The organism is Thiomicrorhabdus sp., from assembly GCF_041583835.1.
GTDB lineage: Bacteria > Pseudomonadota > Gammaproteobacteria > Thiomicrospirales > Thiomicrospiraceae > Thiomicrorhabdus.
Map to the genome: position 1 here is coordinate 86349 of NZ_JBFHFC010000001.1, position 21469 is coordinate 107817.

Genomic DNA, 21469 nt, shown 5'->3' on the forward strand with positions numbered 1-21469 from the left:
GACCTTATGGCGACTAAAGTTGGTTTGATAAGCCTAATTAATCAGAGAAAAGCTTAAACCTAAGCTGATTGGAAAATAAAATTCGGGTAAAATGGCGGCAGTCTATTTAGTCGGGAAAAATCATGTCAAAGTCACAGCCTACCGTTGGTGTTATCAGTTTAGGATGCCCTAAAGCCACAGTCGATACCGAGCGTATTTTGACTCAGTTACGTACGGAAGGTTATCGTCTGACTAACTCTTACGAAGACGCCGATACGGTGATCGTCAACACCTGCGGTTTTATCGACAGTGCGGTACAGGAATCTTTGGATACAATCGGCGAAGCGTTGGAAGAAAACGGCAAAGTGATTGTGACGGGTTGTCTTGGAGCGAAAGAAGATCAGATTTTGGAAGTTCATCCTAAAGTCTTGGCGGTTTCCGGTCCGGCGGCATATGAAGAAGTTGTCAAAGCCGTTCATAAGGCAATTGCACCGCCGCAACATAATCCTTTCACCGACTTGGTTCCGCCTCAAGGCATTAAGTTGACCCCGAAGCATTATGCATATTTAAAAATTTCGGAAGGCTGTAACCATCGCTGTACATTCTGCATTATTCCTTCGATGCGCGGCGATTTAGTCAGTCGACCGGTTGCAGATGTCATTGCCGAAGCCAAGCGCCTAAAAGAGGCGGGGGTGAAAGAATTGCTTGTGGTTTCTCAGGATACCGCCGCCTACGGTGTGGATGTGAAATACAAGACCGATTTCGCAGAAGGTCGTCCGACGAAAACCTCTATGGTTGGACTGTCGGAAGCGCTTGGGGAATTAGGTGGAGTGAATGAATTTTGGGTTCGTCTGCACTATGTTTATCCTTATCCTAATGTGGAAGAAGTGATTCCGTTAATGGCGGAGGGTAAGATTCTCCCGTATTTGGATATGCCGTTGCAGCATGCCAATCCACGTGTTTTGAAGGCGATGAAGCGTCCGGGTAATGTCGAAAAAACCTTGGAACGCATAAAAAAATGGCGTGAAGCCGTACCGGATTTAACGATTCGATCCACGTTCATCGTCGGTTTCCCTGGAGAGACGGAAGAAGAATTTCAGGATTTGTTGGATTTTCTTGAAGAGGCGCAATTGGACCGTGTGGGTTGTTTCCAATATTCGCCGGTTGAAGGTGCGACCGCCAATGAGCTTGCCGAGCAAGTTCCAGATGAGGTTAAGCAAGACCGTTTCGATCGTTTTATGCAGACTCAACAGCGTATCAGTGCCGAGAAGATGCAGGCCAAGATCGGTAAGGTGATGCAGGTATTGGTGGATGAAGTCGACGATCAAGGTGCGATTGCACGTTCGATGGCGGACGCTCCGGAAATTGACGGCTTAGTCTTTATCGAAAACGGCTTTCACTTAGAGCCAGGGCAGTTTGTCAAAGTCGAAATTGTCGCCGCGGATGAATATGATTTATGGGCCAGACCGGTAGAGGAGTTTGTTCCGCAGGAATCCTCTTACGTTGAACTAGGCTGATTAATCCGGAATTTCTCAGTTTATTTCTAAAGGCCGCTTTTTAAAGCGGCCTTTTTAGTTTGGGGTATCAAGCCCACTTCTTCATTCATTTCACTTTATTTCCGTAAATATGAAAATTTATTCAATCGATGACAATGCGGGGACGCGCAATGATGTATTACCCAAAGTGTATATCAGCTTGATCGGTTACAAATTCAAAATACACCATTTCTAGCGTCCTAAGAATCGGTATTGGATTACATTAAAGGCAATTAGCAATTGTTAGAAAAAGGAAATAAACCGAACAGCGTATTGTTCGGTTTTGAATCTATCTTGAAGGATCGTTTGTTTAAATGGTCGTGTGATTTATAGAGAGAGTTGCTTTTGTTCAAATGCAAAAGGCTTCTCGGGATTATAGGTAATGATTGTATTTTTACCTTCGGATTTAGCTTGGTAAAGTGCCGAATCGGCATTATGGATCAATTGATCGGCACAATTTGCTCTACCGTTGCATTCCGCAACTCCGAAACTGCAAGTGATGTTTTCGTGGATGGATTCGAAATCATAGCTTTCAATGGCCGCACGTATTTTTTCACATAGAACCAACGCGGAATCCAGCTTTTCTTCCGGTAATATTAAGCAAAATTCCTCCCCGCCCCAGCGTCCGACGCTGTCAGTATTTCTGATATTGTTTTTTATAATACAGGTAATTTCCTGTAAGACACTGTCACCGGCCAAGTGGCCGTACTGATCGTTGATCTGTTTGAAGTCGTCGATATCAAACAGGATTAATGAAAGATTATGTCGATAACGTTGTGCTCGCAGGATTTCGTTGCGAAGAATGTTGTTGATCTCACGACGGTTGGCAATTTGCGTTAATTCATCCATGCAAGAGAGATGCTTTAATTCATCTCTCGCCTGTTGTTCCTGTTGTTTGGCATTGGCAACGGCGACTTCGTTAAGATAGATGATGATTGTGAGAATCGATGATGCAATAATCAATCTCAATAAACCTGCCAGATCCCATTGGCCGTCTTGCCACACGCCGAGCGCGTTATAGGCCATACCGAAAAGGATTAGGTAAAAAACGACGGTGATCTGTAAACCGAGCCGGGCACCATTTACGGTAATTGCAAAGATTGGAAAAAATACACTCCAGATTAGGCCGAAACTCTCATTTTGGTTGATATGGAAAAAAGTCAGGAAAAAAACAATTAAGCTGATGGTGCCTAGAAGAGCAGCCCGATCGACATTGCTGCTGCGACGCAAATCATAGATTGCATAGCCTGTGGCGACGGCACCGATTATGTCGATTAGAGCCACTTGAGCTTTACCGTAATCAAAAACGTAAGTGTGGAAAAATGCAAAAAGAAGTAGGGTGATGCTGGAAAGATAAAGGCAGACATTCACCATGACCAGTCTTCGATAATCTTGCGAATTGCTGTAAGGCAAGTTTGCGGTGAAAAGGTTAATATAGAGTGCCTTAAAAAACGCGTTCACTGAATTTCCTTGTCGCAAGCGATGAATGTAAAAAAATCCCAGAAATAACATCGTGTTAACTGAGATTTAGTATAAACAAGAGAAGTGTAATTGCATAGTAAATTTTAAGGTTATTATCGGCATGATTGGTGGCGATTTTCCTTAGCTGTTTGGTAAAGTGCTGTGTCGACGGCTTTTCGGTAGGTATGATCCTCTGACTTTAATTTCTTAACCCGTAATCATTTTAAAAACAGGAGCCAATGCGGAATGTCTCATTGCGAAGGGTTTTTGCCGATTGAACCGAAATCAGCCAAGGTATTGGTTTTAGGAACGATGCCGAGTGTCGAATCACTCAATCAAGCATTTTATTATGCGCATCCTAGAAATGTCTTTTGGCCGATTATCGGTTCAATGGTGGGACGAGATCTGCATACGGTTGCTGAAAAAAAGCGGGCGTTAGACGAATTAGGTATCTTTTTATGGGACGTGCTTGGTTCTTGTGTTCGTGAGGGCAGTCTGGATTCTGCAATAAAAAATCCGGCCGCAAACGATTTTAGTTGGATTTTTAAAAAGCATCCCCATATCAAAGCCATTGTTTTTAATGGAAAAACGGCGGAAGCGCTTTTTAAAAGGCATGTACTCGGTAAGCAGATATTACCGGAGGAAATCCGGTTCATCACATTGCCGTCAACCAGTCCTGCGAACGCGCGTTTAAAACTGGAAGATAAACGCTTGTTATGGCAGGAAAAATTATCCGACTTGGTGTAGAATACCCGTCTTTATTTTCAAACTGATTATTTTAGGAGTTTTGCCTTGGAAGCAGACAACCTTAAGCCACCGGTTCAATCGGAGCTACTTTCGCCTGCGGGCACATTGAAGAACATGGAATACGCCTTTGCTTACGGCGCTGATGCGGTTTATGCCGGGCAGCCGAGATACAGCCTGCGTGTGCGTAATAATGAGTTTGACGAAGAGACTTTGGAGAAGGGGATCAAGCGTGCCCACGAACTTGGTAAAAAGTTCTATGTGGTGAGTAACATCGCGGCTCACAACTCCAAAATCAAAACCTATATGAAAGACATCGCACCAATCATTGCGATGAAGCCGGATGCCTTGATCATGTCCGATCCGGGGTTGATTGCGATGGTGCATGAAGCTTATCCGGAGCAGGAAATTCATCTGTCCGTACAGTCGAATGCGGTCAACTGGGCGACGGTCAAGTTCTGGTATAACCAGGGCGTTAGCCGTGTTGTTCTATCTCGCGAACTGTCGATGCAGGAAATCCGTGAAATCCGTGAAGCAGTTCCGGAAATGGAAATCGAGGTTTTCGTTCACGGCGCCTTGTGTATCGCCTATTCAGGTCGCTGCCTACTTTCCGGTTACATCAACAAGCGTGACGCCAACCAGGGAACTTGCACCAATGCTTGTCGCTGGAATTACAACACCTATGAAGGTAAGGAAGACGAAAGCGGCGATATCGTCGGCATTCCGGTGGAAAAGGTTTCCAATATCACTGATTTGACCGGTGCAGAAACTGCGGCGGTGGAACCGACTCTGGGTGTCGGTCAGACAACCGAGCAGGTCATGTTGCTGGAAGAGGAAGGGCGTCCGGGCGAGTACATGCCGGCCTATGAAGACGAACACGGCACTTACATCATGAACTCTAAAGACCTGCGTGCAGTCGAGTTGATTCCTGAATTGGTTGAAATGGGCGTGCACTCCTTGAAGATCGAAGGCCGTACCAAGTCGCATTATTATGTTGCCCGTACCGCTCAGGTTTATCGTAAGGCGATCGACGACGCCTTGGCTGGAAAACCGTTCGACCAAAACTTGTTGGCGGACCTGGAAAGCCTGGCTAGCCGTGGCTATACCGAAGGCTTCCTGCGTCGTCACGTACATTCCGAATATCAGAATTACGAATACGGCGTTTCCAAGTCGGATCGCCAGCGTTTTGTCGGAGAAGTGGTCGATGTGCTTGAACGCGACGGGCGCTTTTTGTTGGAAATCGACGTCAAGAACAAGTTCTGCGTCGGTGACTCGATCGAAATCATGAGCCCGGCCGGTAACGTCACCATGGTATTGGATCACATGCAGACGCATCATGACGAAGTGGTCGATTGTGCGAAAGGTTCCGGTTGGTTGGTCAGAATCCCGAATCCGTTCAAGGATCTGGACATCGACGTATTGAAATTCGGTTTGGTGATGCGTAACGAAGCGTGGGGCGGAGACGTCAAGCGCGATGCCGCAGCTAAAAAGACCAAGCAGGAACAGGACGCCAAGGACGCTGAAAAGCGCGCCGCGGCCAAACGTGCCTAAGGAAACGGTTTTAGATGGCTCTTAAAATCATCAAAGGCTGCATTAACTGCGATATGTGTGAGCCGGAGTGTCCGAACAAAGCGATTTCGATGGGCGAAAAAATCTATGAAATCAATCCGGACCTGTGCACCGAATGCGTCGGTTTTTATGATCAGCCGACCTGTATCAGCGTGTGCCCGTTGGACTGTATCATAACCGATCCCGAACGCGTCGAAGATCATGAGACGCTATACGAAAAGTTCAAAGAACTGGTTCATGCCGACAAGATATGATGCCGTCTTTGAGTTATAACTTCGCGAAGTGATCAATTTATTTAAAGCACCTTTTACGGGTGCTTTTTTGTTTATAGGGTCGTGTCCCGTAGACGTAAAAATCACGGAAAAATTGATTTCAATCTATTTCGTTTGAATTTAAAGTGGCCCGCGTTGCAAATGTGAATTCAGTCGGTATGATGAATCCATTCATTGATCATAGAGGAGGTTGTATGGGACCTAAATTGGAACTGATCAGCTTTAAACTGTGTCCTTTCGTTCAGCGAGCGGTCATCGTGTTAAAACAAAAAGACGTTGATTTTGACATTACTTATATTGACCTGAACAATCCTCCCGAGTGGTTTGCGAAAATCTCGCCTTTGGGGCAGGTACCGGTGTTGAAAGTCGGCGACGAGGTGCTATTCGAATCCTCTGTCATTCAGGAGTATGTGGACGAGATTACACCGCCTTCATTACAGCCGGGCAACCCTTTGGTTAAAGCCAAAAACCGTGCGTGGATCAGTTTTGGCGCTGATATCTTATTTGCCATGCATGCGATGACGACTTCGAAAGAAGAAGCCGTTATGCTTGAAAAGCAAAGTGTGATTGAAAGTAAACTCAAGCAATTGGAAGCAGCGCATTCGGGTCATGAATTTTTCAACGGCGATGCCTTTAATATGATCGATGCGGCCTACGCCCCGATGTTCATGCGTATCGACTTTATCAAACGTTTCAGCGGCGTCGATATACTTGCCGACACCCCTAAACTGGTCAAGTGGTCGGAAAATCTCTTAAAGCTAGATTGCGTTCAGAATTCGGTTGTCGAAGAATTGCCGGAAATGTACCTGGGCATGATTAAGAATATGAGTGGTGTCTTCGCTTCTAAATTAAACGTTTAATCGTCTTGAAGATTATGTGGTCAGTTAAACGCTTTACACGTCTGCTCGTTATTGTATCGATCGTGATGACGGGTCATTCCGTTAAGGCGGATTCTAACGTTCCATTGAAATTGGCGGACTTTTCCGGTTCTTCCGAGTTTCGAGAGTTGTCTAACCGCCTTAAGGCGGAAGATTATGCTTGGATCGGCGAGCGTATTTATCAAAACGAATGCGCGGGATTGCCTAAATATTTGACTCACTGGGGGAAAGGAGAAGAATTCCCTTCTATGGGAATCGGTCATTTCATCTGGTTTCCCGAAAATGTGAATCCACCGTTTACGGAAACGTTTCCTCAGATGGTGCGGTTTGTTTCTAAAACACATCCTGCGCCGCAATGGATGCAAAACCTCAAGCCGTTTAAAGCACCTTGGCAATCAAAATTGCAATTCGAAAAAGCCTGGTCCGAGCCGGATTTAACCCTGCTTCGAGATTGGCTGTTGAAGACGAAAGCACAGCAAGCGGAGTTTATCGTTTCTTCTTTTCAGCAGCGTTGGCGACAAGAAATTGCTAGCTTGGAGATTACTCAACGACAGGAGATTCAAGCAAAGCTTGACCGGGTGACGTCTTTTCGAAAGGGGATGTTTGCCACCATCGATTACTTTAATTTCAAAGGGATAGGGTTGAACGATAAAGAACGTTATCAAGGGGAATCGTGGGGGCTTGTTTCGGTTTTACAGCAGATGCCTTCGATAAATAACTTGCCTGAGTCAAACGAAAAAATCCTTGTTTTGTTTGTGCAGAGCGCCAAGCAGCGTTTGTTGCTTCGAACGCAATTGGCACCGCCCGAACGTAATGAATCCCGTTGGCTAAAAGGGTGGTATAAACGGCTGGATGGTTACCTTGAATAAGATGACAGGTTCGTTATCTTTCTTTTAGTAAAACCAATTCTTTGGTTTCAAAACGGCATTCAGTTATTTGAAAAGCGTTAAAACCTAAGTAAATACGTCAGAAATTGATGTCAGAACCTTGAATGAATGTCATAATAAATCCCATTGTTTTCACGGGCGATCGTTAAAGCGCCATTGCTGTTTGCATACGGCAATATTGGCGGGAGATCGCGGCAAGATGGTAAATATCAATGCAGTATAAAAGTCTAATGGATTTCGTCGGCAATACCCCTTTGGTTAAGTTGCAGCGTATGGTCAATCCGGAAACCAACAGCATCGTTTTGGCGAAACTTGAGGGTAATAACCCTGCCGGTTCCGTAAAGGATCGTCCTGCGATTCATATGATTAAACAGGCTGAAATGCGCGGCGAAATCAAACCCGGCGATACGTTAATCGAAGCGACCAGCGGTAATACCGGAATTGCTTTGGCAATGGCCGCAGCCCTGATGGGATACGAGATGAAGTTGATCATGCCCGATAACATGAGCATGGAACGTAAAGCCTCTATGGCGGCTTACGGCGCCGAGTTAATTACGGTGTCACCCGAACAGGGAATGGAGGGTGCACGAGACCTTGCAATCGCCATGCAACAACGTGGTGAAGGCATCGTTCTCGATCAGTTTTCCAACCCGGATAATCCTTTATCGCACTATTATTCCACCGGGCCGGAAATTTGGCGGGACACTAAGGGGAACGTCACTCATTTTGTCAGCGCAATGGGTACGACCGGAACCATTATGGGAACCTCGATGTATTTGAAAGAGCAGAATCCGAACGTACAGATTGTCGGCGTTCAGCCGGAAGACGGCGCTGCAATTCCGGGTATTCGTCGTTGGCCTGCCGAATATATGCCTAAGATTTATGAGGCAACACGAGTGGATCGTGTGATTGATATGTCTCAACAAAAAGCCGAACAGACGATGCGCGATTTGGCACGCATGGAAGGGATTTTCGGCGGTGTTTCATCCGGTGGTGCCCTGGCGGCGGCACTGCAAGTCGCTGAAGAAGTCGAAAATGCGGTGATCGTAACGATCGTTTGCGATCGCGGTGATCGTTATTTGTCTACCGGCGTATATGGTTAATTTTGTATTGGAAACTCATGGCTAGAGAAATTGAACGTAAATTTTTATTAAAAAACTCGGAGTGGAAAAAGCATGCTTTTAAGCAAACCCACTTCGCTCAGGGGTATCTAAACGACATTTCCGATGCATCCGCTAAAAGTTCGGTAAGGGTTCGTCTGGAAGGCGATCACGCCAATATGAATATTAAAAGCCTTGAAATCGGCCTGAGTCGTGATGAATACGAATTTACGATTCCGGTCGAAGACGCCAAAAAAATGCTGGCGACCTTAACCGTCGGTCCGGTCATCGAAAAGATTCGTTATCTGGTGAAGTACGGCAATCATACTTGGGAAATCGACGAATTCTTAGGTGATAACGCCGGTTTAGTGGTCGCCGAGGTCGAGATGGAAACCGAGGAAGATTCGGTCGCCTTACCTGAATGGGCCGGCCAAGAGGTGACAGAAGTGGCGCGTTTTTATAACATCAGCTTAAGCAAGTATCCTTTTAAAGATTGGAGTGAAGATGAGAAACTGTAGCTTTCCATGGCAGAAGTTCGTTCCGGCAACCTTGTTGTGCGCTCTGGTCGCACCGGCTCAAGCAGGGCAGAGCGTCGGTTTGTTGGACGTATACCAAATGGCGGTGTTGCATGATGCAACCCTTGCCCAGCAACGCGCAACTTATCAAGCTAACAAGCAAGTGGTTACCACGGCACGAGCGGCATTATTGCCGCAAATTCAAGCCGACGGCTCTTATTTTGTTAACGACAGTGATTTACCTGCCGATGCCGGCGATGTCGATACCCGCAGTCTATCCCTGACGCTTAATCAGTCCTTGTACGATCACGCTTCCTGGGCACGTTATACTCAGTCTAAATTCAGCTTAGAGCAGGCCGAATATGTGATTAAAGCTTCTGAACAGGATTTGATCGTGCGAGCCGCGGATGCTTATTTCAAGGTTCTGTTGGCCCAGGAAGACGTCAAACTCGGTTTGGCGCAGGAAGAGTCCGATAAATCTCAGTGGGAACGTGCAAAAGCGTCGGCCGAAGTCGGTTTGGCTAGCCGTACCGAAGTGTTGCAGGCAAAGTCGAGTTACGACTTATCTAAATCAAATCGCATCAGTTACGAAAATGCGCTGGATGTTGCTTATGAAGAGCTGATGAAGCTGACCGGTAAGTCGCTTGAAAGTTTGAAGGTGTTGGCTTTGCAAGTGGATTTACCGAAAGAGTTATTGGAAATCACGGATTGGGAAAATAAGGCACAGAAAGACAACTTATCGGTTAAACAGTTTGAAGCGCAAGCGGAAAGCGCGGCCGAAGAGATCGAAGTACAAAAGTCCGGTCATTGGTTTAGCGCGGGTCTTCAGGCCAAGGTAACCGAGACGGATTATTCAAATTTTGATTCAGGTTATAGCGGTACCTATTCCGATCGAACCAATACCAGCATTGGTGTTAGCGTGACCCTGCCGCTTTACTCCGGAGGTGCGACGACATCTCAGGTGACACAGGCTAGATATCTGTACCAATCCGCATTCCAAGGGTTGCGCGACAGTCGTGAACAGGCGCGTTTAAATGCCAGAATACAGGTGCGCAGCGTCGAAAGAGGGGCCAGTTTGATTTCCGCACTGCGTGAAGCGGTTAAATCCAATCAGGCATTTCTGGAAGCGGCGGAAGAGGGTTATAAGGTTGGCCTTCAAAGCTTATTGGAAGTCTTAACGGCACGTTCGAACTTCTATAACGCCCGTCGTAATTTAGTCGAAGCGCTACATGCCCAAGTATTGAATCGTTTAAATCTTGAAGCCACGGTCGGTGACTTGAAGGCGGATGATTTGGCGGTTTACGACGCGTTACTGACCAATCCTAATTAATTCATTCGGGTTTCCATGTTCATAATGCACAAACGTTCAAGGGTGAGATGAAGACGCGCTTTAATAGAAGAACATTAGTAAAAGCGGGTTTGCTCTCTTCCTTTTCGGGTGCCTTAGCCGGTTTAAGCGGATGCCAGCAAGGCGATTCGTTGCAGGCTATCCGGGTGGGAATTAATACTCGAGTCAGAATGCTTGACCCGCGAAAGGCGACCGATGCTTTGTCTAGTCGCATCAATCGATTACTGTATCGCCAGTTAATTGATTTCGACGAACGTTTCCAGCCACAACCCGATCTGGCAGATTGGGAGCAGATTAGCTTGACGCATTTTCGTTTTAGTTTGCGACAAGAGAGTCGGTTTCATAATGGCGATCTTTTGACTGCCGATGATGTGGCGGCCACTTATCAAAGTGTACTTGATCCCGATTTCGGTTCCGCACATCAAGGTTCCTTGAAGAATATTCGTCAAGTTTCGGTTGTTAATTCCAAGCAGGTCGATTTCATACTTAAGCAACCCGATCCGCTATTTGTCGGTCGTTTAGTCATTGGTATTTTGCCTAAATCACTGATGGAGTCGGGGCATCCCTTTCATGAACAGCCAATCGGTTCAGGTCCATGTCATTTTGTCTCCATGGACGAACAGCGGCTGATTTTGAATCGAAACGATCATATTCGATTGGAATTCATCCCGGTTAAGGATGCAACGGTTCGAGTGTTGAAGTTGATGAAAGGCGAATTGGATATCGTACAGAATGACCTTTCTCCTGAATTGGTCGAATACTGTCAAAAACAAGCTGAATTACAGGTTGACTGGCATAACGGCACCAATTTTGGTTACATCGGTTTTAACTTTGAAGACGATTTGCTGTCACAACCGGCAATGCGTCGGGCGATTGCTATGGGAATCGACCGCCAGGCCGTCATTGACGCTCTGTTTAACGGCCACGCACGCTTGGCCGGCGGTTTATTGGTGCCGGAGCATTGGTGTGGTGTGGCTGATATTCATGGTTACGATTATGATCCGCAGCGAGCTAAGGCATTGTTAAAGCAAGTTGAAATACCGGCCGACTCGATTAATTCCGACGGTATGATCGAACTGAGCTACAAGACTTCAAACGATCCCACCCGAATTCGATTGGCCACGATTTACCAGTCGCAATTAAAAAACATCGGCATTCAACTGAAAATCCAGAGTTACGACTGGGGGACATTTTACAGCGATATCAAGCAGGGCCGTTTTCAGATGTATAGCCTGGCTTGGGTCGGCGTGAAAAGCCCCGATATTTTTCAGTATGTATTCGATAGCAATGCGATTCCTCCCAATGGCGCCAACCGTGGACGTTATCGGGATCCAGTTGCGGATCAACTGATTCGCCTGGCAGCTTCACAGCAGAATTTGGACGATCAGGCGAAAACCTATCGGCAATTACAGGTGCATTTGCAAGAGAGTTTGGCGACGTTGCCTCTTTGGTACGAAGATCAATATTGCGTGCACAGAAAAGGCGTTTCGGGCTATCGATTATTTGCAGACGGGCGTATGGACGGGTTGTTGAAGGTAACCAAACAAGCCTGATAACAAGTCGGTGAAAACTGGCTTGTTAAGCAGAATGTTCAAAGCATTTATAAAAAGAAATGCGACCTTTCAGGCTGAGCCTTTGGCCGCATTAATCGGTAAGATGTTTTCGACTATCGATTGAATCCAGTCACGTTTATCTTCTACCTTTTCCACCACTTGTCGATGTGGTGTTGACGTTATCGGTTTCGCTATCCGACTCGACAATCGCATCAAATTCTTCTTGAGATATGTGGGTCGGAACGTATTCAAACCCACCTTGCACGATCAGTTCGTAGAAACTTCTTAAATGGTTTCGCGAACCTTTCAATAAGTTATTGTATGCGTTGATAATATCCGTTTTATTGATGACGTTAAGTTGCTCGCTGATATCGGCAATGTCCAATTCTTCGATTTCTGCCCCAACCATTAAGGCCGCTTCATAACTTTGCGATCCCGCTTCGACTAAAGCGCCGTATAGTGCTGTGAAAGCTGGATCCGTGTACACCCCGATCTCTTCCGTTTTAACCGGGTCTTCGATATTGTATTTCTCTAAAAGAGAAGCGATGGTATCTGTATGGGTTTGCTCTGAGTCGGCAATATTTTGGAAAATCGGTACACCCCAGCGGCTGTACAGCGTCAGGTAGACGTCTCGAGCTAGTTTTTCTTCCTCACGCATGAACTTCAAACTTGTGCTTTCAAAAGCCGTTAGTTGAGAAGCGGTTGATGTCGTCGTTGTAGTGCTGGTGGTGTCATTGTTCCATTTTCCGCCAGCAGCATGTGCTGAAGTGTTCGCCGCTAAAAGAGCAAGAGATAAAACGGTTGTTTTTAAGATAATGTGTTTCATTTATAACCTTCCTTTTTAAAGTCGTAAGCAGTCTAAATCTTGAAGTAATCGACTAGGCTGCGGTAAAGCAAAATTGACAATTTAAAAGTTGAAGGCACAAAAATGAGGGAAGAGACTAATAAGACAGGTGATTATATTAACTGCTTATTATTTGGCAACCGGCTATCTTACTGGGTAAGATCCTTGGCTTTCCGTCCTTGCTTCGCAACAAGTTTGGCACAACAAATAATGTTCAAGTCGCTTCGTAAACGTTTTGAATTGACTTGGAACCTATTGTAAGAAGCGTGCTAACCAAAAGCATTCACCCGAAAGGGGGAGTTTTTTCCATTTTAAACTGATTGTATTTATGCGTAGCGATAGGTTTTATTGATACCCTTATTAGTCGTGCTGATATTGGTGCTCATTCTTATTTTTGTTATCACTATTTTTATGATTAGCGTTGATGTAAAAGGTAAGAAAAACGAGCAGGAGAGCGGGACATGTAAGGGATGATAATAACGGAATCGGACAGGCAAGTCGAATTGATAAACCATGGAATTATTTAATATTTTCACTTAAATAATTCCAGAGTCAAATAAAGATTGAATGGCAGGCTGATCGCGTTACTTCAACCAAGCCAGTTTAGAAAATTTTCAGTCGAGAGATCATGTGGGGTTTAACCGTTATTGAGACGGATCGGTAAACGTTTATTTCCCCACGTACCCGCTTGCGCTTCGAACACGCCTGCAACGGAGGCATGACAATAGTCGCACTGTCCATGATCCAGATGCCACTCGTTAATTTCGTAATATTGACGGCCAATCACTTTTTTATGGCATTGCGGACAATAGGTCGCTTGGCCTTCAGGGTGAATCACATTGCCGGTATAGACATATTTCAAGCCTGTCTGCATCGCAATATCCCGGGCCATCTCCAAAGTGGAAGCAGGCGTTGGCGGATTATCCATCATACGGTAATCGGGATGGTATGCGGTAAAGTGTAAAGGCACCGAGTCGCCGCAGTGTTCGATAATCCATTCGCTCATGGCTTTGATCTCTTCCGGAGAATCGTTTTCCCCCGGTATCAATAACGTGGTCAACTCTAACCAGCAATCGGTTTCATTGGCGACATACTCGATCGTATCTAATACCGGTTGTAATTTTGCACCGGTCAGCTTCTCGTAGAACGTATCGTTAAACGCCTTAAGATCGATGTTGGCAGCATCCATCCACTTAAAAAACTCTTTACGCGGTTCTTCGCTAATGTAACCTGCGGTGACGGCAACGTTTTTGATACCGTGTGCACGACACGCTTTGGCGGTGTCGATCGCGTATTCGTAAAAAATCACCGGATCGTTATAGGTATAGGCCACAGAAGCGCAATGATGTTTTTTAGCCGCTAACGCCAGAGCTTCCGGATCGGCTTGATCAAGCAGGCGGTCCATGTCGCGGGCTTTGGACATATCCCAGTTCTGGCAGAATTTGCAGGCCAAATTACAGCCGGCGGTACCGAACGAAAGCACAGCGGAACCGGGCAAAAAATGATTCAACGGTTTTTTTTCTATCGGATCGATACAGAAACCGCTGGAACGCCCGTAGGAGGTCAACCACATTTTGTCATCTTTACGCCCGCGCACGAAACAAAAGCCGCGCTGGCCTTCGCGAAGCGTACACTCGCGTGGACATAAGTCGCATTGAATCAGATCGTTATCGAGTCGATGCCAATGTTCCACCGGTATGACGGAGGGATGTTCTAAATCGACATTTTTCATTTTTCGTTACCTTGAAAACTTAATATATTATGCATATATATGGTTGTAACTTATTAATATTTCAAGGTTTGATTTTATGTTTTCATCAGGCAACGTTAGACAAACGGCGGTTGCAGGAATGTTTTATCCGCAGCAAGCCGAACAGCTTAACCGCATGTTTTCCGATTGGCTTCCGGAGACCGGTACACATCGATCTGGTGAGGTGCAAAGCCGTTCATCGATTCCACGCGCGTTAATCGTACCGCATGCCGGCTATGTTTATTCGGGTCAAGCCGCAGCGACGGGTTACGCTTGTTGGCAAGACGCCGCCGATTTCATTAAAACGATTGTCGTTATGGGACCGGCTCACAGAGTCGGTTTTCACGGTATCACCACGGTCGATTTCGATGCCGTCGATACGCCTTTGGGGGCTCTTGAGATCGATACGGCTTTGCGAGATTCAATATTGACGCAGTTCAAGCAAGTCACCGTTTCAAATTACGCCCAGCAGCACGAACACAGTTTAGAAGTACATTTTCCATTCATCAAACACTTGTTTCCGGAGGCAAGAGTTTTGCCAATGTTGAATGGGAATGCCTCACCGGAGGAAGTTAAGCAGGTATTGGAGTATTTGTGGCTGCAGGAAGGTGTGTATTTTGTCATCAGCAGCGATCTAAGCCACTTTCATACTTATGAAGAAGCGAGACAAATCGATCATGAAACAGCTCTTATGATCACACATGCCGACTGGAAGAACTTGAACGGTGAACGTGCTTGCGGTTATAAAGGTATTCAGGGGTTGCTTGCGCTTAAAGATAAGTTTCCTATTGATATTCAACAGCTTAAGTTGATTAATTCAGGTGATACGGCAGGCGACAAGTCACGTGTCGTCGGTTACGGTACTTGGGCGATTTATGAGGAGGGCGTATAAATGGCTTTTTCTGACATGGAACAGAACTACCTTCTGACGGTGGCTAAACAAAGTATTGAAAACGGGGTGAATACAGGATCTCATAAACCGATTGAGCCCGGTGGATTGCCGGAAGAACTGATTCATTTGAATGTCGATCAGGCGTGTTTCGTTACGTTGAATATGGACGATCAGTTACGTGGTTGTATCGGGAGCCTTGAAGCGATCCGTCCTCTAATCGAAGACGTATCTCAAAACGCATTCAATGCGGCTTTTAGAGATCCAAGATTCAATCCGGTTAAGCAGGTTGAGACTGAGCGGCTTAATGTCGAAATATCGGTTTTAACTCCGCCCGAGGCGATGGGGAGTTTCCCTACGATAGAAGATTTATTGGCGCAGTTGCGTCCGCAGCAGGATGGGTTGATTATCAGTGACGGTCTAAGAAGAGCGACTTTTTTACCTTCGGTCTGGGAGCAATTGCCGGACGATCGTTTGTTCGTTCAGCAATTGATGCGTAAGGCCGGAATTCATGCCTGGTCGGAACGCATTCATTGCGAACGTTATACTTCATTTTCGTTTAAATCGGATTGGCTGGAAATTTGATTAAAAGTCATATTTGACAAGGGGTTGAAGGGCGGCGTTTCAGGTAAGGGTATATAAGCGAATCATTTTATAAAATCCACTTAATATATCCGTATATTGGTATACTTTTAGGCAATAAGATTTTATAACTTGTCAGTACCGATAAGTCCTTTTTGCCTAGTGGAGTTGCCGATGCAAACCAAAACTAAAACCCGCTTGAGTATTTTTGTTGTCTTAGTACTATTTGCCGCCGCTATTTATGGTTTTATTCATTCCCGTCCTGCAAGTATTCCTGATAATTTAATTAAAGTTAGCGGCCGGATAGAGGGCGAACATCACTTAGCGTCGACGAAAGTGGCCGGAAAGATTTTCGAGGTGAAAGTCGCGGAAGGGGATCAGGTAAAAAAAGGGCAGGTTCTGGCCGTTCTGGACGATGCACAGATTAGGGCGAAAGTAACGCAGGCCGCTGCCGCTTACGGCGCTTCTTTGGCGAATTATAAGGCTTCAAAGACCGGCTTATCGGTATTTGAAAAACAGACTCCGCTGCAAATCGAAACCTCCCAAGCCCAGTTGACCCATGCCGAAGCCGCTTTGAAAGCTGCTTATTCCAGTGAAGAGCAGGCCAAAGTAGATTTGAAGCGGATGCAGAATCTATTAAAGAAAAAAGCGGTATCGGAACATGATGTTGAAAGTGCGGCTTTGAATTTGAAAACCTTGCATGCCCAAACGGTCACGGCACAAACTGCTGTAGAGCAGGCCCGAAAAGCACTTGATTTGGCAAAATTGGGTTGGGAGCAATTAAGTGCAAAACGCGAAGAGACCGAAGCGGTCAAAGCTTTGACCTTACAGGCGCAAGCCAATCTAATGGAAGCCATGAGTTTGCTGGAGGATATGAAAATCCGTTCTCCGATTGACGGTGTCGTTATGACCAAGCTGATTAATACCGGTGAAGTCATCAATGCCGGGACCGGTCTGTTTGATATCGTTAATTTGGATCAGATTTACTTGAAGGGATATATAGCGGAGAACAAGATCGGAAAAATTCATTTAGGGCTCAAAGCGAATCTGTATCTGGATTCTTTGCCGGATCAACCATTTACGACCTCAATTAGATATATTTCCTCGCAAGCGGAATTTACGCCTAAAGAAGTGCAAACGCAGGAGGAGCGCGTTAAATTAGTCTATACGATCAAGCTCTATCTGGACAATAACCCGCAACACAGGGTGACTCCTGGATTGCCCGCCGATGCTTACATTCAACTTCAATAGCGAACGATTTCATGTCACTCGTTGTCGAAGTCAAGCAACTCAGCAAGTCTTATAAAAAACAACTTGCCGTCAAATCGGTCGACCTAAACATCAAATCCGGAGAAATCTATGGATTGATCGGCCCCGACGGCGCCGGAAAAAGCAGTGTCATGCAAATGCTTGCCGGAGTTTTAAGTTACGATTCCGGTGACGTTAAAGTTTTTGGTCACACGCTGGATTCGGAAGAGGCGGCCGAAACCATCAAATCAAGAATCGGCTTTATGCCACAAGGTTTAGGGTTGAATCTATACCCCGAACTTTCCATTGAAGAAAACATCAATTTTTTCGCAGACCTTCGCGACGTTCCGAAAGAAGAACGGGAGCAACGTAAACAGCAGTTGATGGATATGACGCAATTGACCGCCTTTCGCGATCGGCCGATGAAAAACCTTTCCGGCGGCATGAAGCAGAAACTGGGCTTGGTCTGTACCTTAATTCATAAACCGGAATTGGTGATTCTGGACGAACCGACCACCGGTGTCGATCCGGTTTCCCGACGCGATTTCTGGGAGATCCTGTCCTATTTAGTACGGCACGAACACATGACGGCTTTAGTTTCCACTTCCTATATGGATGAGGCCGAACGCTTTCAAAATCTATCGTTTTTTTATGAAGGCAGTGTTCTGGCACAAGGGGAACCCGATTCGATTCTGCAAGACGTTCAAGGCTGGGTAGGTATCTGTCATTGTGCTGAAGCGTTGACGTTTTTTAAACAACTCAAATCCATGTTTTCTCAGGTCGAAATAATCGGAGAAACCATGCGCATTGTTGCTCTGGATATGTCTAAAGCGCATTTCGAACAAATTTTGACGGATCTATTAAAGGAACATGGATTAACCAGCGCGTTATCGATTCATCCGATCGAACTGGAAGATGCGTTTATCGGTTTATTGGATCGATGGCAACGTCGGGAGTTCGATGAAGCGTTATCAAACGGCAGTAACGACGTAGATCATTTTGACGACACACCTCAGTTCGACAACAGGCAGTTAATGATCGAAGCCAATAGTCTAAGTCGATTTTTCGGTGATTTCGTTGCCGTCGATGAGGTCAGCTTTAGCGTCAAAGCAGGTGAAATTTTCGGTTTGCTCGGTGCCAACGGTGCCGGCAAAAGTACCGCCATTAAAATGCTGACGGGTCTGCTTAAGCCTTCTCACGGCTTTGGTCAAATATCACAGACTTCTTTGCATGAATCCGGCATGGAAATCAAAGAAAAGATTGGCTATATGTCGCAATCGTTTTCGCTGTATGAAGATTTGACGGTACACGAAAACCTCAAGCTTTACGGCCAAATTTACGGCGTTTCCAGAAATAAATTAAAGCAGCGCATTCATTGGGCGTTGACTATGGGCGGTCTGCAATCCGAAACCGACACTTTGGCCGGGCGTTTGCCGATGGGGTTGCGTCAACGTCTGGCATTGGGGTGTGCGTTATTGCATGAACCTAAGGTGCTGTTTCTTGACGAGCCGACGTCGGGGGTCGATCCGTTAGGGAGACAGCAGTTTTGGGAAATACTGGTTTCATTAGCGAAACTCAAGGGTGTAGCGATTTTGGTGACCACTCACTATATGAGCGAAGCGGAACATTGCGACAAACTGGCGTTAATGCAAGCCGGTAAAGTGGTGGCACAAGGAAGTCCGCATGCTTTGAGACAAGAGCTTCAAGACATTCTAGGTAAAGTCATCAGTATTAAGGTCGACCAGCCTTATGAGACTATGGCGATTCTAAAGAAATCAAAATTCGAGCAGGTTTCCTTATTCGGTAAACGAGTGCATTTATTTTCCTTGAATCCCGATCAGACCCGGATAGAAATAGAGCATGTATTGAACGGACAACGGATTGAAATACGAGACGTTCAATTATTAACGCCTTCTTTGGAAGATGTATTCATTCACTTTATCGAGGCGCACGATACCGCTGATTCAGAGAGCACTACGGTGACGGTTAGGGAGGCTTCATGAAGTGGTCAAGAGTTAAAACGGTAGCGGTTAAAGAGGTGATTGAAATTTGGCGCGATAAGCTCTATCTTTCAATGGCATTTCTCATTCCGGTCATGATGATGGTGGTGTTGGGGTTTGGCTTGTCGATGGACGTCGAGAAGATTCCTTTTGTCGCGGTCGATTACGATCAAAGCCAGCAGAGCCGTGATTATCTGCACCGTTATATCGATTCCCGTTATTTCGATTACAAAGGCAGTAAAGAACACGAAAGCTTGGCTGAACCGTTGATGGTGAAAAATAAGATACGTTTCATACTGGTCATTCCTCCCGGATTTCAGGAAAAGTTATTAGCCGGTAAACGCGTTCAAGTCCAACCGGTGATCGACGGGTTGTTTACCTATCAAGCCAAAGTGGTTCGTGGCTATGTCTCGGCCATCAATGCCGATTACAACCAACAGTTGATGAAGCAGTGGTTGACTAAAAAGCAAGGTATGAACGAAACCGAAATCAATGCATTGTTGGCGCCGGTTACGTTAGAAACGCGTTATTTGTACAACGAGAAAATGAGCAGTCTTTGGTCGACAGGATCCGGGATGATTATGCTGGTGATGCTAATGGCTCCGGCCGTATTGACCGCTCTGGGCGTTGTACGGGAAAAGGAGAGCGGTTCGATCTTCAATATTTATGCTTCAACCGTTAGCCGTACCGAATTTATCGTCGGTAAAATCCTGCCGTATGTGGCGATTTCGTTTTTGAATCTATTAGTGCTCTCCTGGATGGCGCTGGTATTGTTCGGCGTACCGTTCAAAGGCGATCCGGTACTTTATCTGGTCGCCTCTCTGCTTTACGTGGCTTGTTCGACCGGTATCGGCATGTTGGTTTCCATACTGGTTAAAACCCAAGCGGCGGCAGCATTGATCACCTTATTGGGCACCATGATTCCCGGGATGATGATGTCGGGGCTGATGATACCGGTGAACTCCATGGAAGCGGGAGCCAAGCTGGAGGCTCACCTTTTGCCGGCGATGTATCAACTTAACATTGTATGGGGCAGTTTTCTTAAGGGGCAAGGGTGGCCTGAGCTGGGTACCAATGTAATGGTTTTAGCTCTGCATGCGGTGGTCTTATGGAGTTTGGCCGTTTGGCGTTTTCGTAAGAGGGTGAAGGCATGAACCGGCTTTGGTGGTTGCGAATATTCGCTTTGACCAAAAAGGAGTTGTTGCAATTCTCGCGCGATATCGTGCTGGTGTTTGCTGTGGTTTGGTTTTTTACCGTCGAAGTTTTCATTGCCGGTTCAGGCGTCACCATGGATCTCAACAATGCTCCCGTCGTATTTATGGATCACGACCGGTCGCAGGCTTCCCGTGAATGGATAAGCCAGTTTAAACAACCCTATTTCAATGTACTTGGTCAGGTTGAAACACAACAACAGGCAAATGAGATGTTGGATAAGGGGGAGGTCTTAGGCGTTTTCGATATTCCGGAAGATTTTGAAAAAAAACTGCTCTTGCAGCAGCAAACGTCGATTCAGTTGCAATTGGATGCCAGTAATATCATTTTAGGGAATTTGGGGAGCAGTTATTCCAGTTTGATCAATGCGCAATACAATCAGCAATGGATGCTGAGAAATATGAAAATTGTCGATCCCGGAACAATTCAAGCCCCTATTGTGGAAGAGCGCCAAAAGATTCGATACAACCCGGAGGGTAAAAGTACCTGGTTCATGCCTATCTCGGAAATGATGACGGTGATTACGTTGTTGTCTCTCTTCCTGCCGGCGGCAATTGTCGTGCGCGAAAAGGAGAGGGGCACTATAGAGCAATTATCGGTCGCGCCTTTATCGCCGTTTCAAATTCTGCTTCCTAAAATCATCGCGGCGGAGATCATTATTCTCATCGGAGTCGCATTGTGTATTTTCGGCGTTGTCGGCACGGTGTTCCAGGTTCCGTTCCGCGGTAGTTTATTTTCCTTTTTCCTGGTCACGATGGTGTTTGTTTATGCGGTATCGGGACTCGGCTTGTTCATTTCCAGTGTGAGCCGTAATTTGGGACAAGCGTTGATGGTTTCGTTTATGTTGTTGATGCCGATGCTGTTGCTTTCCGGTACTTGGACGCCACGGGAATCCATGCCGGAATTTCAGCAGTATTTGATGTTTTTATCGCCTTTATCTTATTACATCGACATCGGTTACAGTATTATTCTAAAAGGAGCGACCCTTGACTTGATGTGGTTACCACTACTTGAATTGTTTGCGCTCGGCACCGTGTTATTCTGGTTCGGTATCAGGCAATTTCACCGTCAATTCGGTTAAACGGCTTAACCTCTCCTCGCAG

At 46.0% G+C, this 21469-nt stretch carries 19 protein-coding genes and 1 riboswitch; of the genes, 16 read left to right on the plus strand and 3 right to left on the minus strand.

Going from position 1 to position 21469, the window contains the following annotated elements; genetic code table 11:
- The first annotated feature begins 122 nt into the window (after nucleotides 1-122).
- Complete coding sequence (gene rimO / locus ABY044_RS00400; RefSeq protein ID WP_373017000.1) at nucleotides 123-1496, plus strand: 30S ribosomal protein S12 methylthiotransferase RimO; 1374 nt, start codon at nucleotides 123-125, stop codon at nucleotides 1494-1496.
- 345 nt (nucleotides 1497-1841) lie between these two features.
- Here rimO and ABY044_RS00405 read toward each other — a convergent pair whose 3' ends face one another.
- Nucleotides 1842-2975: a GGDEF domain-containing protein gene (locus ABY044_RS00405; protein WP_373017002.1), complete on the minus strand. Its 1134-nt coding sequence runs from the start codon at nucleotides 2973-2975 to the stop codon at nucleotides 1842-1844.
- 246 nt (nucleotides 2976-3221) lie between these two features.
- Here ABY044_RS00405 and ABY044_RS00410 point away from each other — a divergent pair, with 246 nt between their 5' ends.
- From ABY044_RS00410 to ABY044_RS00450, 9 genes are all read left to right on the plus strand, one after another.
- Nucleotides 3222-3722 (plus strand): DNA-deoxyinosine glycosylase, encoded by a 501-nt coding sequence (locus ABY044_RS00410; RefSeq protein WP_373017004.1) that lies wholly within the window; start codon nucleotides 3222-3224, stop codon nucleotides 3720-3722.
- A gap of 45 nt (nucleotides 3723-3767) precedes the next feature.
- Nucleotides 3768-5270: a tRNA 5-hydroxyuridine modification protein YegQ gene (gene yegQ, locus ABY044_RS00415; RefSeq protein WP_373017006.1), complete on the plus strand. Its 1503-nt coding sequence runs from the start codon at nucleotides 3768-3770 to the stop codon at nucleotides 5268-5270.
- A gap of 14 nt (nucleotides 5271-5284) precedes the next feature.
- On the plus strand, nucleotides 5285-5542 hold the full coding sequence (locus tag ABY044_RS00420) for a YfhL family 4Fe-4S dicluster ferredoxin (RefSeq protein ID WP_373017008.1): 258 nt from the start codon (nucleotides 5285-5287) through the stop codon (nucleotides 5540-5542).
- A gap of 212 nt (nucleotides 5543-5754) precedes the next feature.
- Complete coding sequence (locus ABY044_RS00425) at nucleotides 5755-6420, plus strand: glutathione S-transferase family protein (RefSeq protein ID WP_373017010.1); 666 nt, start codon at nucleotides 5755-5757, stop codon at nucleotides 6418-6420.
- A 14-nt stretch (nucleotides 6421-6434) separates the two neighbouring features.
- Entirely contained in the window at nucleotides 6435-7307 is an 873-nt protein-coding gene (locus tag ABY044_RS00430; protein WP_373017012.1) for a hypothetical protein, read from the plus strand.
- Between the two features lie 230 nt (nucleotides 7308-7537).
- The gene (gene cysM / locus ABY044_RS00435; protein ID WP_373017014.1) at nucleotides 7538-8428 is read left to right on the plus strand and encodes a cysteine synthase CysM; all 891 of its coding nucleotides are present in this window, start codon (nucleotides 7538-7540) and stop codon (nucleotides 8426-8428) included.
- A 17-nt stretch (nucleotides 8429-8445) separates the two neighbouring features.
- A complete protein-coding gene (locus ABY044_RS00440) occupies nucleotides 8446-8943 on the plus strand; it encodes a CYTH domain-containing protein (RefSeq protein WP_373017016.1) in 498 nt (165 codons plus the stop codon).
- Nucleotides 8930-10270, plus strand: coding sequence for a TolC family outer membrane protein (locus ABY044_RS00445; protein WP_373017018.1), 1341 nt, complete (start codon nucleotides 8930-8932; stop codon nucleotides 10268-10270). Before ABY044_RS00440 ends, ABY044_RS00445 begins: the two co-directional genes overlap by 14 nt.
- A gap of 47 nt (nucleotides 10271-10317) precedes the next feature.
- A complete protein-coding gene (locus ABY044_RS00450) occupies nucleotides 10318-11841 on the plus strand; it encodes an ABC transporter substrate-binding protein (RefSeq protein ID WP_373017020.1) in 1524 nt (507 codons plus the stop codon).
- A gap of 136 nt (nucleotides 11842-11977) precedes the next feature.
- Here ABY044_RS00450 and ABY044_RS00455 read toward each other — a convergent pair whose 3' ends face one another.
- Together ABY044_RS00455 and amrS are read right to left on the minus strand one after the other, a co-directional pair.
- Nucleotides 11978-12667, minus strand: a complete 690-nt coding sequence (locus ABY044_RS00455) for a DUF2202 domain-containing protein (RefSeq protein WP_373017022.1) — start codon at nucleotides 12665-12667, stop codon at nucleotides 11978-11980.
- 150 nt (nucleotides 12668-12817) lie between these two features.
- Nucleotides 12818-12895, minus strand: a riboswitch (cyclic di-GMP riboswitch).
- 427 nt (nucleotides 12896-13322) lie between these two features.
- Nucleotides 13323-14417: an AmmeMemoRadiSam system radical SAM enzyme gene (gene amrS / locus ABY044_RS00460; protein ID WP_373017024.1), complete on the minus strand. Its 1095-nt coding sequence runs from the start codon at nucleotides 14415-14417 to the stop codon at nucleotides 13323-13325.
- A gap of 76 nt (nucleotides 14418-14493) precedes the next feature.
- On the opposite strand from amrS, the gene amrB reads away from it, so the two are divergent.
- The 6 genes from amrB to ABY044_RS00490 all read left to right on the plus strand — a co-directional run bounded on the left by amrB (nucleotide 14494) and on the right by ABY044_RS00490 (nucleotide 21447).
- Complete coding sequence (amrB, locus tag ABY044_RS00465) at nucleotides 14494-15327, plus strand: AmmeMemoRadiSam system protein B (protein ID WP_373017026.1); 834 nt, start codon at nucleotides 14494-14496, stop codon at nucleotides 15325-15327.
- Nucleotides 15328-15909, plus strand: coding sequence for an AmmeMemoRadiSam system protein A (gene amrA / locus ABY044_RS00470; RefSeq protein WP_373017028.1), 582 nt, complete (start codon nucleotides 15328-15330; stop codon nucleotides 15907-15909).
- A 171-nt stretch (nucleotides 15910-16080) separates the two neighbouring features.
- Entirely contained in the window at nucleotides 16081-17157 is a 1077-nt protein-coding gene (locus tag ABY044_RS00475) for an HlyD family secretion protein (protein ID WP_373017030.1), read from the plus strand.
- 11 nt (nucleotides 17158-17168) lie between these two features.
- The gene (locus tag ABY044_RS00480) at nucleotides 17169-19157 is read left to right on the plus strand and encodes an ATP-binding cassette domain-containing protein (RefSeq protein ID WP_373017032.1); all 1989 of its coding nucleotides are present in this window, start codon (nucleotides 17169-17171) and stop codon (nucleotides 19155-19157) included.
- Nucleotides 19154-20308, plus strand: coding sequence for an ABC transporter permease (locus tag ABY044_RS00485; RefSeq protein WP_373017034.1), 1155 nt, complete (start codon nucleotides 19154-19156; stop codon nucleotides 20306-20308). The genes ABY044_RS00480 and ABY044_RS00485 overlap by 4 nt, the downstream gene beginning before the upstream one ends.
- Nucleotides 20305-21447: an ABC transporter permease gene (locus ABY044_RS00490; protein WP_373017036.1), complete on the plus strand. Its 1143-nt coding sequence runs from the start codon at nucleotides 20305-20307 to the stop codon at nucleotides 21445-21447. Before ABY044_RS00485 ends, ABY044_RS00490 begins: the two co-directional genes overlap by 4 nt.
- The last annotated feature ends 22 nt before the right edge of the window (nucleotides 21448-21469 follow it).

Coding starts and splice junctions, on each gene's coding strand:
- rimO (WP_373017000.1), top strand. CDS start 123: ATGTCAAAGTCACAGCCTACCGTTGGTGTTATCAGTTTAGGATGCCCT.
- ABY044_RS00410 (WP_373017004.1), top strand. CDS start 3,222: ATGTCTCATTGCGAAGGGTTTTTGCCGATTGAACCGAAATCAGCCAAG.
- ABY044_RS00420 (WP_373017008.1), top strand. CDS start 5,285: ATGGCTCTTAAAATCATCAAAGGCTGCATTAACTGCGATATGTGTGAG.
- ABY044_RS00425 (WP_373017010.1), top strand. CDS start 5,755: ATGGGACCTAAATTGGAACTGATCAGCTTTAAACTGTGTCCTTTCGTT.
- ABY044_RS00430 (WP_373017012.1), top strand. CDS start 6,435: ATGTGGTCAGTTAAACGCTTTACACGTCTGCTCGTTATTGTATCGATC.
- cysM (WP_373017014.1), top strand. CDS start 7,538: ATGCAGTATAAAAGTCTAATGGATTTCGTCGGCAATACCCCTTTGGTT.
- ABY044_RS00440 (WP_373017016.1), top strand. CDS start 8,446: ATGGCTAGAGAAATTGAACGTAAATTTTTATTAAAAAACTCGGAGTGG.
- ABY044_RS00445 (WP_373017018.1), top strand. CDS start 8,930: ATGAGAAACTGTAGCTTTCCATGGCAGAAGTTCGTTCCGGCAACCTTG.
- ABY044_RS00450 (WP_373017020.1), top strand. CDS start 10,318: ATGAAGACGCGCTTTAATAGAAGAACATTAGTAAAAGCGGGTTTGCTC.
- ABY044_RS00455 (WP_373017022.1), bottom strand. CDS start 12,667: ATGAAACACATTATCTTAAAAACAACCGTTTTATCTCTTGCTCTTTTA.
- amrS (WP_373017024.1), bottom strand. CDS start 14,417: ATGAAAAATGTCGATTTAGAACATCCCTCCGTCATACCGGTGGAACAT.
- amrB (WP_373017026.1), top strand. CDS start 14,494: ATGTTTTCATCAGGCAACGTTAGACAAACGGCGGTTGCAGGAATGTTT.
- amrA (WP_373017028.1), top strand. CDS start 15,328: ATGGCTTTTTCTGACATGGAACAGAACTACCTTCTGACGGTGGCTAAA.
- ABY044_RS00475 (WP_373017030.1), top strand. CDS start 16,081: ATGCAAACCAAAACTAAAACCCGCTTGAGTATTTTTGTTGTCTTAGTA.
- ABY044_RS00480 (WP_373017032.1), top strand. CDS start 17,169: ATGTCACTCGTTGTCGAAGTCAAGCAACTCAGCAAGTCTTATAAAAAA.
- ABY044_RS00485 (WP_373017034.1), top strand. CDS start 19,154: ATGAAGTGGTCAAGAGTTAAAACGGTAGCGGTTAAAGAGGTGATTGAA.
- ABY044_RS00490 (WP_373017036.1), top strand. CDS start 20,305: ATGAACCGGCTTTGGTGGTTGCGAATATTCGCTTTGACCAAAAAGGAG.